Origin of the sequence: Gramella sp. AN32, from assembly GCF_023718305.1 — a bacterium.
Lineage (GTDB): Bacteria > Bacteroidota > Bacteroidia > Flavobacteriales > Flavobacteriaceae > Christiangramia > Christiangramia antarctica.
In genome coordinates this window covers 324957-341739 of sequence record NZ_QEYO01000002.1, presented here as the reverse complement: position 1 = coordinate 341739, position 16783 = coordinate 324957, and the positions used below count along the sequence as shown (strand labels likewise).

The following is a 16783-nucleotide window of genomic DNA, read 5'->3' as shown; positions in this document are numbered from 1 at the left end:
ATAAGGATTTTTGTTTTAATTTCAATCGTTTAGCGAATCGCTTAGGTTTAAAAAAAGTTTCTATAACTTTAAGACTTTATGATCCCTATATATGAGTAACCGATTAACCGGCCTTGCTGCTTTCCTACTTTTAGTTTTTGCCGTTTGGTTATCTTTTCAATTCGACCAACCAAATTATAAGAATAATGAGAAATCACCACTTACTGCATTCTCTACAGATCGCGCTTTTAAACACGTAGAAGCTCTTGCTGAAAAACCTCATTATCTGGGCACTAAAGCCCACAGCGAGGTGAGAAATTATATCGTGAATGAGTTGCAGGATCTGGGTCTCGAAGTACAAACCCAGGAAGCTTACATCATGAATGCCTATGGGAACATCGCCAAACCTGAAAATATCCTGGCAAGGATCGATGGTTCGGGAACCGGGGATGCCCTGGTCCTTATGTCCCATTATGACAGTGCCCCACATTCATCCTACGGTGCCAGCGATGCGGGAAGCGGTGTAGCAACGATCCTGGAAGGAATTCGGGCTTCTTTGCAAAAGAAGGAAGCCTATCAAAACGATATTATTTTACTTTTTACAGATGCTGAAGAAATTGGCCTTCTGGGCGCTGAACTTTTTGTAAAAGACCATCCCTGGGCAAAAGATGCAAAACTGGCAATTAATTTTGAAGCGCGTGGCAGTGGTGGCGCACCTTATATGCTTCTGGAAACAAACAAAAAAAATAAAAACCTTGTGCAGGCATTTAAGGAGGCAAAGGTTCCATTCCCGGTTTCTAACTCACTCGCTTACAGCATTTATAAAATGCTCCCTAATGATACAGATCTTACTGTTCTAAGAAAACAGGCAAATATCAATGGATTTAATTTTGCCTTTATCGATGACCATTTCGATTATCATAGTGCGAACGATACTCCAAAAAATCTGAATAAAGAGACCTTAGCGCATCAGGGAAGTTATTTTATGCCCATGCTTTCTTATTTTAAGGATGCCAACCTTAATGAGCTTTCCAGTGAAAAGGATTCTATTTATTTTAACCTGATATTTGGTGAATTTATCACTTATCCTTTCAGCTGGATTTTCCCTATGCTGATCATTGCTATTATAATCTTTCTAATCTTGATCATCTATGGCTTAAGGAGAAAAAGCTTCAGGTTTTCAGATGTTTTCAAAAGTTTTTTGCCTGCACTATTGAGCATCGCCGGTTCCGGACTTGCCGTGTGGCTGCTTTGGAATCTTTGTCTCCTGGTCTACCAGAGATATTCTGAAATGATCAATGGCTTTACCTATAATGGCTATACTTATATGGCGGCATCGGTTTTTTTATCCCTGGCCATTTGCTTTTTTGTATATCAAAAATTCAGAAAAAAAATAGCGCCCGCAGCTTTACTTATTGGCCCGTTATCACTATGGATCCTCATTTGTACGCTTGTCGCCATTCATCTTAAAGGTGCTTCATATTTTATCATTCCTGTTTATTTTGCTTTAATACAATTCTTTGTGATGATTCAGCAAAAAAAGCCCGGAAGAATTTTAATGGCAATTTTATGTTTTCCAGCGTTTCTATTATTAATGCCATTTATTTGGGGATTGCCCGTGGCCTTGGGACTAAAAATGCTGTTTGTAACCGGAATCCTATCCGCTTTATTATTCGGACTATTAACCCCTGTTTTTGCCTATTTCAAAAGAAAAAGTGCATTTACAAGCCTTAGCCTGGTTGCCTTCATCGTATTTATGGTCATCGCTCATTTTAAAGGCGGTTTTAATGAGGAAAGACCCAGGCCTGATAGTTTATTATATATACAGGACCTAGACGCAAATACGGCAAACTGGTATTCTTATGATGCAAAACCCGATGTTTTTACTGAAAAGTATTTTAACGAAGAATCAGAAGTGGATTCAAATTCAGAATTGAATATAGATAGTAAATATAATGGCAAATTTACGCTGAAAGCTCCGGCTCCCATGATCGCTTTGCAAGTGCCTTCAATTAAAATGCAAGAATTACCTTCAGATTCATCAGGGTTCAGAAAATATTCCGTAAAAATTGTCCCAAATCGTGATATCAATCGGTTGGATCTTTATGAGATCAATGACACGAATTTTAAAGATTTTACAGTGAATGGCATGAGATCTAAAAATATAGATTTTAGGGGCAATGATCTTCATATGCATCAAAATCGCTGGCAGGAACGTTTATTGACTTATTACGCCTCCAACCGCGATACCATAAATATAGAATTCAGTTTTGAGGGAAACAATAGTCCAAAATTTATGCTTTATGAATCTGCCTATGATCTTATTGGGAATAAAAATTTAAAGGTTCCGGAAAGGCCAAAAGGAATAATCCCCAAGCCTTTTAAACTAAACGATGCGACAATTTTGAAGAAAACTTTTACCTTGGGGGAATAATATGAAAATTTCAATTTTAGGATGTGGCTGGCTGGGACTTGAACTGGGTAAAAACCTGGTAAATTTGCGGCATGATGTAAAAGGATCTGTAACCAAACACGAGAAGTTAAATGAACTTCAGGCTGCCGGGATCGTTCCTTATTCCATTAAAACTTTTGAAAGTGGGATTCAGGGGGACATTCGGAATTTTCTTTCAGGTTCCCAGTTTTTGATTATCGATATCCCTCCGGGGCTACGCAAAAATCCCGATCTCGATTTTGTGCAAAAGGTTAAAAACCTGGTGCCTCATATTGAAAGAGCCAATATTATACGCGTGCTTTTTGTAAGTTCAACTTCAGTGTATGCTGATACTGCCGATTTCCGAACTTATTCTGAAAAAGATAATACCAACGAAAATGATAATCCTGCAAGCCAGTTAGCTGAAGCAGAAAAAGTTTTTCTGGATCACCCTAAGATCGATGCTTCCATTCTAAGGTTTGGAGGATTATACGGCCCGGAAAGGCATCCGGTGAACTTCCTCTCCGGCAGGGAAAATCTTAAAAATGCTGATGCTCCCGTAAATTTAGTGCACCGGGATGATTGCATCCAGGCCATTTTGAAACTCATTAATCTCCAAAAGGACAATCAGGTTTGGAACCTCGTTACCCCGGAGTATCCTTCCAAGAAAAACTATTATACCAAAATCGCGAAACTTAGAAATTTGGAACCGCCGAATTTTGCAGAAAATTCAGACTCCCTTGGAAAGAAAATCAGTTCTGAAAAGATTCAGAAAGAATTGAAATTTCAATTTAAAAAGGGGGTTTGGAACGCCTAATTTTGTTGATAGGCTTCAGCATAGGCTGACCAAATTTCGTAGATTGGATCTCCTTTCGAGCTTTTCCCGCTGTGGTGCCATTTCCCGTCTTTTACTTCAAAATTAAATTCCAGTTGCGCCCCTACCCGATTATTATCCCGGGAGAATAAATCTATGTGCTCCACATATTTGCCATTTTCCGCGGTATAATCACCACCGCCCGTACCAAAAAATTCTCTCGTGGCAGAATTAAAAGCGATCCATTGAAATCGATCTCCCGCCAGGATCTTTACAGTCCTTCGGTCTCCGGGAGTCATTTTATTAATCTTTCCGTCGCGTTTTCTTCCTGTTATTACCCAGTTTCCGGTTAGCGCATTTCTTTCTGAAGAAATTTTCTCCCAAACCTGTTCCTTCTCCGCATATTTCAAGGTTAAAGTATTTTCGGAAGAAGAAAATTCAACATCGGGCTTATAGGTTTCACCTATCAATTCTGGATTTTTAGAATTAAAATCAATCTTTTCAGAATACGTGGCATCACTAAATTCTCCACCCAAAGTATAGAGAAATTCATTGTTTTCAGACTTCTTAGCTGCTTCAGAAAAATAATTATCCACGTAAATACGTACAATTTCACGGTTTTGTACCGGTTCTCCATTTTCTTCTACCAATTTCCAGGAACCTTCAAATTCCTGAGCTCCCATAAAAAAGCTGAGTATCAAACAAACAAAAAGGCAGGAGTATTTCATTTTAATATTCTTTAATAAATTGAATTTAAGAAAGTTATGGCAAAATTAAAAATATTATTCCTCTTCTCCATAAGCGTCGTATTCCGGATATAGAAAATTATTATAAGGAAAACGGGTGATGTGAATTTCCCTCACCGTTTCGTACACCTTTTTTCTGAAGTCTTTCATGTTCTCCTTCTTCAACGCCGAAATAAAGAGCACCCGCTCGCCCATTCTGTTCATCCAGGTTCTTTCCCATTCAGCTAAAGAATAATGCGCCGGGGTGCGTTCCGTTTCCAGATCGTCTTTTTCCAGGGGTTCAGCTTTATAATTATCGATCTTATTGAAAACCATTAAGGTGGGTTTATTTAAAACCTTAATTTCAGCAAGGGTCTGGTTTACAGATTCTATATGATCTTCAAAATTGGGATGGGAAATATCCACCACATGCAACAAAAGATCAGCTTCACGAACCTCATCCAATGTAGATTTAAAAGATTCTACCAGCTGGGTAGGAAGCTTTCTAATAAACCCAACCGTATCGGTAAGTAAAAATGGCAAATTTCTAATCACTACTTTTCTAACCGTGGTATCCAGCGTCGCGAATAATTTATTTTCAGCAAAAACATCACTTTTACTTATCACGTTCATAAGCGTAGATTTTCCCACGTTGGTGTATCCTACCAACGCCACGCGGACTAACTGGCCACGGTTCCCGCGCTGTACTTCCATTTGTTTATCGATGGTTTCCAGTTTTTTCTTCAGCAGGGAGATTTTATCCCTAACAATCCTCCGGTCAGTTTCAATTTCTGTTTCACCGGGTCCTCGCATCCCAATACCTCCACGCTGTCTTTCCAGGTGGGTCCACATTCCGGCAAGTCTGGGCAGTAAATATTCGTATTGGGCAAGCTCTACCTGTGTACGGGCGTAGCTTGTTTTCGCACGCTGTGCAAAAATGTCCAAAATAAGGTTGGTCCTATCCAGAATTTTGCAATTCAGGATCTTTTCAATATTCTTTTGCTGTGCAGGGGAAAGCTCATCATCAAAAATTACCACCCCAATATCATTTTCATGCACAAATTCACGCACCTGCTCCATTTTTCCTGTCCCAATAAAAGTCTTGGGATTTGGCATATCCACTTTTTGAGTAAATCTTTTGATAACTTCACCTCCCGCGGTGTAAGTCAAAAACTCAAGTTCATCAAGGTACTCGTCCAACTTATCCTCGTTCTGGTCTTTTGTAATTAAACCCACAAGGACCGTTTTTTCATAAGTTAAATCGGTTTTTTCAATCATAAAAGTAAAGGTAAGAAATCAACCGTTATCACTTCAAAAAGGCTTTAATTTCAACATTTAATTAACCTATAAAAAATCCCGAATCTTTTTAATTCGGGATTTTTAAAATTTTTTCAGAAATTTATAATTCTACATTAATTCCTAATCCAAAAACTTCCCGAATCTGAAATGCAGCTACGGCATTATCATCATAGATCGCCTGAAAAAGCAGATTTGCGGAAAGGTATTTATTGATTCCCATATTCAGGTTCATTAGATAATCAATATCTACATTTCCCGGATTTTCCAGGTAATTGGAATACAGGTTTAAGGAGTTTTCCATTTTCACATTTTCCCAAAGATCGAAACCTGCCTGTGCGGTTAAGGAAGCCCCAAATTCAAATCTGGTAGATTCACCTGAGTCCACACCAAAATAATCCCCGTCATTATAATCAGCGCCCGAGGTGAAATCTTTATCTACGATAATCAACCTGGCTGTTGCAGGCGCAAGATTCACCATGAAATCGTCATTCTTTTTCCACATGATCCCGGGACCTGTTTGCAAATAGGCCGGGGAAAAGATGTGCGTGGTTTCGGTTCTAATAGTTTCCCCGGTATCGGGGTCTTCAGAAAATTCATAGCCTTTGGCGAACTGGGTTCTAAAATTTAAAAACCAGGAATAATAGAAATTCGTTTCCTGAATTTGCTTTCCTGCAATAGAATTCAATTCAAACCTATCACTTGTTTTTCTAGCGTAATCATTCTCCTTCAGCTTGGTTAAACCATAATTTGCCAAAACCCTGTTGTCCCAGGTAAAGTCGTCTTTGCGATAATTAAAATCATAATTGAAAGTAAGGTTTCCGGCGATACTTGAAGTTCCACCACCGATCCATTCTTTGTTAAAGGCAGACTGGTTTAACAATAACTGCAAAGTTCCTTCTTTATGCCATCCGTTTGGAGGTATCGAATCCTTGGATGTTTCTTCCTGTGCAAAGGCAAAATTTCCAACTAAAATTGCACACATTAAGAGTAAAGCTTTTCTCATATTTATTGATTATCTGTTTTTTGATTTTTTGTATAGGGGAACCGATGAACATGCTTCACCATACATGAGACTGGCCACAACCGGTTGCAGTTTATTGATTAGAAATAAATAGGCATTTTTCGGAATTGGTTTATTAGCACAGCCTTTTACGATTACCGGTTTTCCCTGCAGTCCCGAAACATCCATTTTATCAATAATTTCCTGATATAAATGACTTTCAAGATCTTCCAGATTGCCTACGATCGTCTTTTTGCTGTATGGCTGTAAATAGGACGTTAATAGCATATATGCCCAGGCGGGCACAATAGCATCAGTAGAGCAATACAAGGCAACAAATGAATTGGCATACTGGCTCCAGTCATGTTCTAATGCCCTTTCCCTGAAATCTTTTTCCCTCAACACAAATCCTTCCAGTAACCAGTCGCTTACATCAAATGCAATTCTTTGTCCCGGGGGATAGTAATCTTCAAGATTAAAGGTAACCAGTTTACTATTGGCTATTCTGTTTACAATTTCCTCAGCCATCTAATGTGATTTTAGAGTAGTCCCAGTTCAAGTTTAGCTTCTTCACTCATAAGATCCTGGCTCCATGGGGGATCAAAAGTAATCTCTACTTCAGCATCCTTTACCATATCCACAGATTTTACTTTTTCTTCGACTTCAAGAGGTAAGGTTTCAGCTACGGGACAGTTAGGCGTGGTTAAGGTCATTAAGATTTTTACATCATGATCTGTACTTACCATCACATCATAAATTAATCCCAGTTCGTATATGTCTACAGGAATTTCTGGATCATAAATGGTTTTTAAAACCTTAACGATCTTTTCACCAAGTTCCTGAGTATTTATTTCTTCTTCCATCTTAATTTAATTGCGTTTGGTATGCGATTGCATACATTTTAAGCTGTTTAATCATGCTCACTAAGCCATTTGCCCTGGTTGGAGACAAGTGCTCCTTCAGTCCGATTTCATCAATAAAAGAGGTGTCAGCTTCAATAATTTCTGAAGGATGCTGATTGGAAAAAACCCGAATTAAAATAGCAACGATCCCTTTGGTAATAATCGCATCACTATCTGCCGTAAAGGCGAGTTGATCACCCTCCAATTCAGCATGTACCCAAACCCTACTCTGGCAGCCTTTTATCAGGTTATCATCGGTTTTATATTTTTCATCAATCAGAGGCAGGGATTTTCCCAATTCGATCATATATTCATATCGCTGCATCCAGTCTTCGAACATCTCGAATTCCTCAATAACTTCCTGCTGTTTTTCCTTGATCGTCATACTTCAATTTTATGCAAAAGTACAATAACAACCTGCACTATTCAACATTTTCTGCCAATCTTAAGATAGCTTCCACCAATGGTTTTACGGCTTTCGGCGCATTCCCATCATCAAACTGACTGGTTATATAAACCGAATCATTTTTTTTGATACTTAATACCGCCTGTGCCGCCGCATCACGGGAACTGTCTTCTGTAGAAGTTTCTAACCTGCCGATACTTGAGATTTCAATATCTTCCATAGCAGCTAAAACCTCTTTCCATTGTTTTACGGAAATTTCTTCGGTATATTCTGAAGTTTGCATCCCGGCTTTTTTTACCTGTATGGAATTTGGATGTACTGAAATATTAGTGGTGGAACCCCGGGTAAAGGTTTCGTATTTCACAAATTCAATAGTCTCCTTATCCTGGAACGTTCCGCAATTAATAGTCATCAATATAAACAGGTATGAAATGAAAAAATACTTCATGAGTTAGTTTTGAATTATTTTATGGTTCTTTCCAATAGTCCAGTAGAGAAGCATTCCAAAAAAAGGAATGAAAAGTACAACTACAACCCACAATAGTTTTAGATTATCTTTGAATTCATATCTGGCAACATCAACCAATGTGTAAATCCATAATCCAACTAAAAAGAGGGTCATGAGTTGCCATATAATTAAACCTGCGGAGAGATCATGCATTACTATACGTTTTATAAGCCTAGTAAAGATAAACAAATGCAAAAAAGAATGATCTAAAATTATTGCAGCATCATTTTAGCCTTTTTCACTCCTTCAACCAATCGATCGATTTCCTCGAACGTATTATAAAAAGCAAAAGAAGCCCTAACAGTACCGGGAATTTTAAAGAAATCCATAACAGGCTGGGCACAATGATGTCCAGTTCTAACGGCGATGCCCATTTTATCCAGCAAGGTTCCAATGTCGTAAGGATGTAATCCTTCAATATTGAAGGAAATCACCGCTGTTTTTTCCGCAGCTTCGCCGTAAATTTTCATTCCCTCGATTTCCTTTAATTTTTTGGTGGCATACAACAAAAGCTCGTGCTCAAATTCTGCTATTTGATCGAAACCAATTTGGTTCATATAATCTAAGGCCGCACCAAAGGCGATCCCGCCACAAATATTTGGCGTTCCGGCTTCAAATTTATGGGGAAGGCCCGCATAAGTGGTTTTTTCAAAATTTACGGTTGCGATCATTTCACCTCCACCCTGATAGGGTGGTAATTTTTGCAACCACTGCTCTTTTCCGTATAAAATACCTACACCGGTTGGCCCACACATTTTATGCGCAGAAACCACATAAAAGTCCGCATCCAGGGCCTGAACATCTGCTTTTATATGAGGTGCGGCCTGAGCTCCATCTATTAAAACAGCAGCACCAACACTATGTGCTTTTTTAATGATCTTCTCAATAGGATTTACTGTTCCCAGCGCATTGGAAACATGATTACAGAAAACTACTTTGGTTTTTTCATTCACCAGTTTTTCAAATTCTGAATAGACCAATTCCCCATTTAAATCCATGGGAATCACTTTCAGCACAGCGCCTGTCCTTTCGCAAAGCATTTGCCAGGGAACAATGTTGGAATGATGTTCCAGGGCTGAAACTATAATTTCATCACCTTTTTTCAGAAATTTTCCAAAACCATTTGCCACGAGATTTATTCCATGGGTAGTTCCTGAAGTAAAAATGATCTCATGAGCCTTTTCCGCATTAAAATGCTTTTGGATCTTTATTCGGGCTCCCTCATATTTATCTGTAGCTTCCTGTGAAAGCGCGTGCACACCGCGATGGATATTCGCGTTGTAATTGGAATAATAATCTACAATCGCATCCATCACCGGGATAGGTGTTTGCGAGGTAGCAGCATTATCGAAATATGCTAAGGGATAGCCGTTCACTTTCCTTTTCAGGATTGGAAAATCTTTTCGAATTTTCTCTACGTCGAAAGTTATATTTTGAATTTGCTGGCTCATCCTTAAAATTTTTAATTAAAGATTAAATCCCAGTTCTACCTCAAGTTTGGTAGCGATCAGTTTATTGATGCGTTTTTTAACTTCCGGAATTTTTACACTTTCCAGAACGTTGTTGGCAAAAGCATACATCAATAATCCGCGGGCTTCTTTAAGCGGAATTCCTCTTGACTGAAGATAGAAAAGTGCTTCTTTATCTAACTGCCCAATCGTACATCCATGGCTGCAACGCACATCATCTGCAAAAATCTCTAATTGAGGTTTTGAATTAATAGTTGCATTATCATCTGCCAGAATATTATTATTGGCCTGGTAGGCATTTGTTTTTTGTGCCTCTTTCTCCACTACCACTTTTCCATTGAAAACTCCAGTGGACTTATCGTCGAAAATTCCTTTATAATCCTGGTGGCTTTCGCAGTTTGGTTCAATATGATGAACAAGGGTATTATGGTCTACGTGCTGTTTTCCTTCAATAATCGTGACCCCTTTAAGCGTAGAATCGATCCGCTCTCCCCTCTGGTAAAAATGAAGATTATTTCGGGTAAGATTTCCACCGAAAGAAAAAGTATGTACAGACACATTGCTTTCCGACTTCTGTTCAATATAAGTATTATCGATTAAGGAAGCTGAAAGTTTATCATTTTGGATCTTATAATAATCCACAATCGCCCGGCGATCAGCGAAAATTTCAGTAACCGAATTGGTAAGTACAGGATGATCTGTCAAACTCTGGTTCCTTTCGATGATCTGAACATGACTATTCTCGTCTACTACCACTAAATTTCTTGGTTGTAGCAATAATGAGGTTTCGTTTCCAGTAGCAAAATTGATGATTTGAATGGGCTTATCTACCTGTAAATTTTTATGAATATGGATGAACGCACCTTCACGGGCGAAAGCAGTATTCAAAGAATTTAAACCAGACTTTGGTGCGATCTTATTGAAATAATTTTCAATAACCGGCTTGTATTTTGGTTTGGTCAAAGCGGAAGACATCAAACAAACATCGATCTTATCGTGTGTGGTTTGGGAAAGATGCGAAGAAAAAATTCCGTCGATAAAAACCAGATCATAGGTATCGATATCGTGGATAAGATATTTCTTGATATCACGATATTCCAGTACATCCTCTTTCTTCGGAAAAACACTATAATCGTGCTTTAAAATTGAATTTAAAGATGTGTATTTCCAGTCTTCATTCTTTCGGTTTGGAAAACCGATATTTTCAAAATTCTTTATCGCTTCATTCCTAAGATCATAAATACCGTTATCCGGATCGAGATCTTCTTCAAAAGCAAGAAATGATGTTATGAGTTTATCCTTTAATTCCATTATTTTTTAAGTTTAAAGTTGAAGGTTTGCAAGTTTAAAGTGGGGAAGAAATGATTCAAAGTGCCTTATTCGGGGCTTGTCCCTAACATTTTACCTTTCTACATTTCATCTAATTACTCCTACTTTTATTTTCCGCCTTCTAAAATAGAGCCCGGTTAGCTTTTCAATTAGTAAAATTTCAAATTGATGAATTTTCAAATTCTCAAATTGATTAAACTGTTTTCTCCGCTTTTATCCAGTCGTAACCTCTTTCTTCAAGTTCGTGCGCAAGCTCTTTTCCGCCAGATTTTACAATCTTTCCATCTATCATTACGTGAACATAATCTGGAACGATATAATTCAGCAGTCGCTGGTAATGCGTAATTAAAAGTACCGCGTTGTCTTTACGACGTAATTTATTCACCCCTTTGGCCACCACCTGCAAGGCATCTATATCCAGACCGGAATCGGTTTCATCGAGAATAGCCAGTTTTGGTTCCAGCATGGCCATTTGGAAAATTTCATTTCTCTTTTTCTCCCCTCCGGAAAACCCGGTATTTAAAGATCTTGATAAAAACTTGCGATCTATCTCCAGCATTTCAGATTTTTCCCGAATGAGCTTTAACATCTCACTTGCCGGCATGTCGTTCTCTCCATGAGCTTTTCGCTTCGCATTGATCGCCGTCTTAATAAAATTGGTTACAGAAACTCCGGGAATTTCTACCGGATACTGAAAGGATAAAAACACTCCTTTATGCGCTCTTACCTCAGGATCTATATCGTTAAGCTCTTCACCTTCAAAAAGGATCTCACCCTGGGTAACTTCAAATTCTTCTTTTCCTGCAATTACAGAGGACAAGGTGCTTTTCCCGGAACCATTAGGTCCCATGATCGCATGAACTTCTCCGGCGTTAATCTCCAGATCAATTCCCTTTAAGATTTCTTTATCTTCAATTTGAGCGTGTAAATTTTTTATTTTAAGCATGTATCAAAATTCTAAATCTGTCGAAATACAGATCAAATTATTTATTCTTCGTTTTCAATATTTTCTGAAAATCCCGCACCTTTTGGGATTTCTATAATTTCCAGTATTTTAATAATTTCATTCCAGCCTTCCAATCCTTTGTTTTTCATGATTTCAGCTTTGACTTTTACCGGAACCATATCAAAATCATCTTCTTTAAATTTTTCAATATCCTCAGCCAAAATTTTTGAAATAGAATCGAGTTTAACCCCGTAAACAAAATCCTTTCCGCGTAAAACCGCAGCATCGGCAACATATACAAAGCCACCTTCAAGTATCTGAATACTATCTACCACCTCTTCAGCCTCTGGTTGAGCCATTAATTCTTTGCGATCATCATCTTGACAGGATATAACTGAAAAGGCAAGCAGTAAAATGTAAAGGAAATTTTTCATCACTTTAATTCTCAATTATCCTACGGAACCTTCTAATGAAATTTCCAGTAATTTTTGAGCTTCTACGGCAAATTCCATAGGCAGTTTATTCAATACTTCTTTACTGAATCCATTTACGATCAACGCAATTGCTTTTTCCGTATCGATCCCCCGCTGGTTGCAATAAAAGATCTGGTCTTCCCCAATCTTGCTGGTCGTAGCCTCATGCTCTACCTGAGCCGATTTATTCTTAACCTCGATATAGGGGAAAGTATGCGCACCGCATTTATTTCCCATTAAGAGGGAATCACACTGGGAAAAATTCCGCGCATTTTCGGCTCTTTTATTTATCTGAACCAACCCTCGATAGGAATTTTGGGATTTTCCTGCGGAAATACCTTTGGAGATAATCGTGCTTTTCGTGTTCTTTCCTAAATGGATCATTTTCGTGCCCGTATCTGCCTGCTGGTAATTATTGGTGACCGCAATAGAATAGAATTCACCAACTGAATTATCCCCTTTTAAAATACAACTTGGATATTTCCAGGTTACCGCAGAACCGGTTTCCACCTGCGTCCAGGAAATTTTTGCGTTTTTCTCGCAAATACCTCTCTTAGTAACGAAATTGTAAACACCACCTTTTCCTTCTTTATTTCCCGGATACCAGTTTTGAACGGTGCTGTATTTAATTTCAGAATCGTCTAAAGCGATCAATTCGACCACCGCGGCGTGTAACTGATTTTCATCACGGGAAGGAGCCGTACAACCTTCAAGGTAGCTCACATAACTCCCGGCATCTGCAATCACCAAGGTTCTTTCAAACTGGCCGGTTCCTGCCTGGTTGATCCTGAAATAGGTTGAAAGTTCCATAGGACAACGTACACCTTTCGGGATATAACAGAAAGATCCATCGCTAAAAACAGCCGAATTCAAAGAGGCGTAGAAATTATCCCTTTGTGGAACCACAGTTCCTAAATATTTTTTTACCAGCTCCGGATGTTCCTGAATCGCTTCAGAAATGGAACAGAAGATAATCCCTTTTTCCGCAAGGGTTTTTTTGAACGTGGTAGTTACTGAAACGGAATCCATTACCACGTCTACCGCAACCCCGGCAAGCATTTTTTGCTCGTCCAGAGAAATTCCAAGCTTTTTGAAGGTATCCAGCAATTCCGGATCTACTTCATCCAAACTATCCAATTTCGGTTTTTTATTGGGTGCAGAATAATAAGAAATACTCTGAAAATCAGGTTTTTTATATTTCACATTCGCCCATTCCGGCTCTTCCATTTTTTCCCATGCCCGGTAAGCTTCAAGCCTCCAATCTGTCATCCATTGCGGCTCATTTTTCTTTTTAGAAATCGCCCTAACGATGTCTTCATTTAAACCAACAGGAAAAGTATCATACTCTATATCGGTATAAAATCCATACTCATACTCTTTGGTCTCGAGCTCTTTCTTTAAATCGTCTTCAGTATATGCCATAATCTCAATTCAAAATTCCTGGTTCCAAATTCAAAATTATTTGAACTTGCTTCCTTTAAAATCGCTTTTCTGCAGATAATTCATAAAACCACCTATCTGCATACTTAGATTTTTTAACTTATTCAACAACGTATTAAATTCTTCTTCATTTATATATTTCCGATCCAATACCCTATATAATTGCGAACGTGTCTCGCCACACGAGGCTTTTGCTATGGAAAGAAATTGAACAAATTCTTTATTTCCGTTTCTTTCAAAACCTTCAGCTATATTATCCATTATCGAACCTGAAGCTGCATTAATTTGGTCATAGAGCCTATAATCGGTCTTTAGCTGGCTTTTCTCACGAATTTTATAAACTTCGATACAAATATCCCTGGCTTTCTGCCAAATTTCAAGATCTTTAAAATTTACAATCTTACTCACTTATAAATTGATAATCTTAAATCTTAAACCCGGAATTTGGAATTCTTTAAAGAGAAAAACTCTCCCCACATCCACAGGTTCTTTGAGCATTGGGATTGTTAAAAACGAATCCTTTCCCATTTAAACCTCCGGAAAATTCTAAAATCGTTCCTGCCAGATAAAGCACACTACGCTTATCCACAATGATTTTTACATCGTTGTCTTCGAACAATTTATCGTCTTCAGCCTTCGAACCATCAAACTTTAATTCATAAGATAGCCCGGAGCATCCTCCACTCTTCACGCCCACGCGCACAAAATCCTGCTGCACACTGAAACCTTCTTCACTCATCAAGGCTGAAATTTTCTTTTTAGCCTCTTCGCTAACTTTAATCATAGTCTACAAAGATTAATTCTAAATTAGGCACAAATATACTACAAAGCATACGTTTAACCATAGCGAAAACATATGTTTTAGGAATCTGCCCATAGAGGTTTTCAATCAAAATAAATATCTTTTTCCTCTTCTGAAATAATTCCGAATCCTTCAGCCTAATTCCTATATTCTATTATATATGTTTATTTTTGCACTCTAAATTTTAGTACATGTTTGAGAATAGTCAGGAAAGCAGGACAAACCTTTCAGAACTTGGTGAATTTGGGTTGATAGATCATCTTACTAAAGATATCAAAATCAAACTCCCATCAACCATAAAAGGTGTGGGTGATGATGCGGCAGTAATGAATTATGAAGGCAAAGAAACCCTGGTAAGTACAGATTTTCTTATTGAGGGTGTTCATTTTGACCTGGCTTATATGCCGCTAAAACATTTGGGCTATAAAGCGGTGATCGTAAACCTTTCTGATATTTACGCCATGAATGGAACCGCTACCCAGGTGATTATCTCTATCGCAGTATCCAATCGATTTCCGGTTGAAGCTTTGGAAGAATTTTATGCCGGAGTCCAGCTTGCCGCTAAAATTTATAATGTGGATGTTGTAGGTGGCGATACCACTTCTTCTACTTCAGGATTTATTATTAGTGTGACCGCACTTGGTATTGCTGAAAAAGAAAAAATAGCTTACCGGAGCGGGGGGAAACCCAATGATCTTTTGGTGGTTACGGGCGATCTTGGCGCAGCCTATATGGGACTTCAGGTTTTAGAAAGGGAAAAAGAAGTTTTTAAGGCCAATCCCAATGCGCAGCCAGATCTTGATCAATATACTTATTTAATTGAAAGGCAATTAAAGCCTGAAGCCAGAAAAGATATTTCTGAAATGCTAAGGCAATTAGACATTCAACCTACCAGTATGATCGATATTAGTGATGGATTAAGTTCAGAAATTATCCATTTGTGTAAAAGTTCAAAAACAGGAATGAACCTTTTCGAGGAGAAAATTCCATTAGATCCTGCAGTGATTTCTGTGTGTGAAGAATTTGATATTGACAGCACCACCATTGCCTTAAGCGGTGGAGAAGATTATGAATTACTTTTTACCATTCCCCAAAGTGATTTTGACAAGATCAAAGGGAATCCAAATATGAGTATTATCGGGCATATGACTGAAGAAAGCGAAGGAATCCATCTGATCACCCGGGCCAATCAAAAATTACCCATTATCGCGCGTGGATGGAATTCTCTGAAAGAAGAGGATTAGTTATAGCGAATTTTATTAATCAGGTCGGAATTTCCGAAATAGCGCGCTTCAGATTCTATTATTCCTTCATTCAATCTTTTAGGATTGTCAATAATACTTATTAAACCTCCCAGAAGAAGATTATAATCGGTATAAAATATGCTTCTATAGATTTTTAGGATTTGATGATTTTTAGAGAAACGTGCTTCGGTTGTATCGAAATAATTATTGAAACCAGAAAAACTTTCATATTGATAGGTGTGAATGATTTCATGTGGAAGCGCTAAATCACCGTAGATATTATCTAAGAGTTGAATACTGTTCCCAAACGCCCGGCCATAATATCCAATTTCTTGACCTATTTCGCTAGTTCTAAAGACAAAAGTCCCAACTCGAACACTCATTTTCCAATCGGGTTTTGCATCCACAGCCTGATAGGCTGTAGCCAACAAATCCATAGGCATTATCCTGTAACTCAATTTAAAATTTTCCTTTGTATTAATTTCCAATCTATTAAAGCCTATGTTTAAATGCCAACGCGCCCACAAATCACGTTTGGCAGCGGCATTTTCAATAATAGAGGTTCCCACGGAATTTACAATTTTAGACGGCCAGATGTAGGTATAATTTCCACTTTTGGCAAATTCTCGAACCAATCGTTTACTCTCAAAAACCAAATATCCACCCAGGGCTCCCTGCCCCATTCCTTTAAATAATATCTTTCCGAATTTTTCTTCAGGTCTCTTATTGATAAGCGCACCTACACCCCCTAAAATAGATCCTATACCCACATTCATAAATCCGGCCTCGAAATCATTGTTTTGTGCAACAGTTTTTTCTGTTAGGTTGAAGAGAAAAAAAAAACCGAAGATAAATTTTAAAAAAAATGGAAAAGCTTTGATAGTACGAGTTTTCACAATAATAGGAAAATTCAATTAAATGCTTTATTATTCAGATTTAAAATAAAGAATTTGTTTGTCCGTAAAGCATCCTAAACTGAAAAATGATGTCATTCTGAACTTGTTTCAGAATCTCAT

At 38.1% G+C, this 16783-nt stretch carries 19 protein-coding genes; 3 read left to right on the top strand and 16 right to left on the bottom strand.

Annotated features, from left to right (window positions below; genetic code table 11):
• Positions 1 to 91: 91 nt before the first annotated feature.
• A complete protein-coding gene (locus tag DHD80_RS04050; RefSeq protein ID WP_251739831.1) occupies positions 92 to 2413 on the top strand; it encodes a M28 family peptidase in 2322 nt (773 codons plus the stop codon).
• Between the two features lies 1 nt (position 2414).
• A complete protein-coding gene (locus DHD80_RS04045; RefSeq protein WP_251739829.1) occupies positions 2415 to 3227 on the top strand; it encodes an NAD(P)H-binding protein in 813 nt (270 codons plus the stop codon).
• Here DHD80_RS04045 and DHD80_RS04040 read toward each other — a convergent pair.
• The 15 genes from DHD80_RS04040 to DHD80_RS03970 form a co-directional block, all read right to left on the bottom strand.
• A complete protein-coding gene (locus DHD80_RS04040) occupies positions 3224 to 3952 on the bottom strand; it encodes a hypothetical protein (RefSeq protein WP_251739827.1) in 729 nt (242 codons plus the stop codon). The two genes, DHD80_RS04045 and DHD80_RS04040, sit on opposite strands and share 4 nt — an antisense overlap.
• A gap of 54 nt (positions 3953 to 4006) precedes the next feature.
• Positions 4007 to 5227 carry a GTPase HflX gene (gene hflX / locus DHD80_RS04035; RefSeq protein ID WP_251739824.1) on the bottom strand — a complete coding sequence of 407 codons (1221 nt, stop codon included), beginning with the start codon at positions 5225 to 5227 and terminating at the stop codon, positions 4007 to 4009.
• Between the two features lie 121 nt (positions 5228 to 5348).
• A complete protein-coding gene (locus DHD80_RS04030) occupies positions 5349 to 6251 on the bottom strand; it encodes a DUF3078 domain-containing protein (RefSeq protein WP_251739822.1) in 903 nt (300 codons plus the stop codon).
• A gap of 9 nt (positions 6252 to 6260) precedes the next feature.
• Complete coding sequence (locus tag DHD80_RS04025) at positions 6261 to 6776, bottom strand: DUF2480 family protein (protein ID WP_251739821.1); 516 nt, start codon at positions 6774 to 6776, stop codon at positions 6261 to 6263.
• Positions 6777 to 6787: 11 nt separating this feature from the next.
• Entirely contained in the window at positions 6788 to 7111 is a 324-nt protein-coding gene (locus tag DHD80_RS04020) for an SUF system Fe-S cluster assembly protein (protein WP_251739819.1), read from the bottom strand.
• Position 7112: 1 nt separating this feature from the next.
• On the bottom strand, positions 7113 to 7535 hold the full coding sequence (locus tag DHD80_RS04015) for a SufE family protein (protein ID WP_251739817.1): 423 nt from the start codon (positions 7533 to 7535) through the stop codon (positions 7113 to 7115).
• Positions 7536 to 7572: 37 nt separating this feature from the next.
• Positions 7573 to 8004, bottom strand: coding sequence for a hypothetical protein (locus DHD80_RS04010; RefSeq protein ID WP_251739815.1), 432 nt, complete (start codon positions 8002 to 8004; stop codon positions 7573 to 7575).
• A 3-nt stretch (positions 8005 to 8007) separates the two neighbouring features.
• A complete protein-coding gene (locus DHD80_RS04005; RefSeq protein ID WP_251739813.1) occupies positions 8008 to 8217 on the bottom strand; it encodes a PLDc N-terminal domain-containing protein in 210 nt (69 codons plus the stop codon).
• Positions 8218 to 8276: 59 nt separating this feature from the next.
• Entirely contained in the window at positions 8277 to 9515 is a 1239-nt protein-coding gene (locus tag DHD80_RS04000; protein ID WP_251739811.1) for a cysteine desulfurase, read from the bottom strand.
• 15 nt (positions 9516 to 9530) lie between these two features.
• Complete coding sequence (sufD, locus tag DHD80_RS03995; RefSeq protein WP_251739809.1) at positions 9531 to 10844, bottom strand: Fe-S cluster assembly protein SufD; 1314 nt, start codon at positions 10842 to 10844, stop codon at positions 9531 to 9533.
• Positions 10845 to 11055: 211 nt separating this feature from the next.
• Complete coding sequence (sufC, locus tag DHD80_RS03990; RefSeq protein WP_251739807.1) at positions 11056 to 11808, bottom strand: Fe-S cluster assembly ATPase SufC; 753 nt, start codon at positions 11806 to 11808, stop codon at positions 11056 to 11058.
• A 41-nt stretch (positions 11809 to 11849) separates the two neighbouring features.
• Positions 11850 to 12242 (bottom strand): hypothetical protein, encoded by a 393-nt coding sequence (locus tag DHD80_RS03985; RefSeq protein ID WP_251739805.1) that lies wholly within the window; start codon positions 12240 to 12242, stop codon positions 11850 to 11852.
• Between the two features lie 15 nt (positions 12243 to 12257).
• On the bottom strand, positions 12258 to 13703 hold the full coding sequence (gene sufB, locus DHD80_RS03980) for a Fe-S cluster assembly protein SufB (RefSeq protein WP_251739803.1): 1446 nt from the start codon (positions 13701 to 13703) through the stop codon (positions 12258 to 12260).
• 36 nt (positions 13704 to 13739) lie between these two features.
• A complete protein-coding gene (locus DHD80_RS03975) occupies positions 13740 to 14129 on the bottom strand; it encodes a four helix bundle protein (RefSeq protein ID WP_251739801.1) in 390 nt (129 codons plus the stop codon).
• Positions 14130 to 14175: 46 nt separating this feature from the next.
• Positions 14176 to 14505 (bottom strand): iron-sulfur cluster assembly accessory protein, encoded by a 330-nt coding sequence (locus DHD80_RS03970; RefSeq protein WP_251739799.1) that lies wholly within the window; start codon positions 14503 to 14505, stop codon positions 14176 to 14178.
• 209 nt (positions 14506 to 14714) lie between these two features.
• Between DHD80_RS03970 and thiL the strand changes: the two genes are divergently transcribed.
• The gene (thiL, locus tag DHD80_RS03965; RefSeq protein ID WP_251739797.1) at positions 14715 to 15767 is read left to right on the top strand and encodes a thiamine-phosphate kinase; all 1053 of its coding nucleotides are present in this window, start codon (positions 14715 to 14717) and stop codon (positions 15765 to 15767) included.
• Here thiL and DHD80_RS03960 read toward each other — a convergent pair.
• Positions 15764 to 16663 carry a hypothetical protein gene (locus DHD80_RS03960; RefSeq protein ID WP_251739795.1) on the bottom strand — a complete coding sequence of 300 codons (900 nt, stop codon included), beginning with the start codon at positions 16661 to 16663 and terminating at the stop codon, positions 15764 to 15766. The two genes, thiL and DHD80_RS03960, sit on opposite strands and share 4 nt — an antisense overlap.
• Positions 16664 to 16783 lie beyond the last annotated feature (120 nt).

Bases quoted from the DNA above. Each gene is read 5' to 3' on its own strand.
- DHD80_RS04050 (WP_251739831.1), top strand. From the start codon at position 92: ATGAGTAACCGATTAACCGGCCTTGCTGCTTTCCTACTTTTAGTTTTT.
- DHD80_RS04045 (WP_251739829.1), top strand. From the start codon at position 2,415: ATGAAAATTTCAATTTTAGGATGTGGCTGGCTGGGACTTGAACTGGGT.
- DHD80_RS04040 (WP_251739827.1), bottom strand. From the start codon at position 3,952: ATGAAATACTCCTGCCTTTTTGTTTGTTTGATACTCAGCTTTTTTATG.
- hflX (WP_251739824.1), bottom strand. From the start codon at position 5,227: ATGATTGAAAAAACCGATTTAACTTATGAAAAAACGGTCCTTGTGGGT.
- DHD80_RS04030 (WP_251739822.1), bottom strand. From the start codon at position 6,251: ATGAGAAAAGCTTTACTCTTAATGTGTGCAATTTTAGTTGGAAATTTT.
- DHD80_RS04025 (WP_251739821.1), bottom strand. From the start codon at position 6,776: ATGGCTGAGGAAATTGTAAACAGAATAGCCAATAGTAAACTGGTTACC.
- DHD80_RS04020 (WP_251739819.1), bottom strand. From the start codon at position 7,111: ATGGAAGAAGAAATAAATACTCAGGAACTTGGTGAAAAGATCGTTAAG.
- DHD80_RS04015 (WP_251739817.1), bottom strand. From the start codon at position 7,535: ATGACGATCAAGGAAAAACAGCAGGAAGTTATTGAGGAATTCGAGATG.
- DHD80_RS04010 (WP_251739815.1), bottom strand. From the start codon at position 8,004: ATGAAGTATTTTTTCATTTCATACCTGTTTATATTGATGACTATTAAT.
- DHD80_RS04005 (WP_251739813.1), bottom strand. From the start codon at position 8,217: ATGCATGATCTCTCCGCAGGTTTAATTATATGGCAACTCATGACCCTC.
- DHD80_RS04000 (WP_251739811.1), bottom strand. From the start codon at position 9,515: ATGAGCCAGCAAATTCAAAATATAACTTTCGACGTAGAGAAAATTCGA.
- sufD (WP_251739809.1), bottom strand. From the start codon at position 10,844: ATGGAATTAAAGGATAAACTCATAACATCATTTCTTGCTTTTGAAGAA.
- sufC (WP_251739807.1), bottom strand. From the start codon at position 11,808: ATGCTTAAAATAAAAAATTTACACGCTCAAATTGAAGATAAAGAAATC.
- DHD80_RS03985 (WP_251739805.1), bottom strand. From the start codon at position 12,242: ATGAAAAATTTCCTTTACATTTTACTGCTTGCCTTTTCAGTTATATCC.
- sufB (WP_251739803.1), bottom strand. From the start codon at position 13,703: ATGGCATATACTGAAGACGATTTAAAGAAAGAGCTCGAGACCAAAGAG.
- DHD80_RS03970 (WP_251739799.1), bottom strand. From the start codon at position 14,505: ATGATTAAAGTTAGCGAAGAGGCTAAAAAGAAAATTTCAGCCTTGATG.
- thiL (WP_251739797.1), top strand. From the start codon at position 14,715: ATGTTTGAGAATAGTCAGGAAAGCAGGACAAACCTTTCAGAACTTGGT.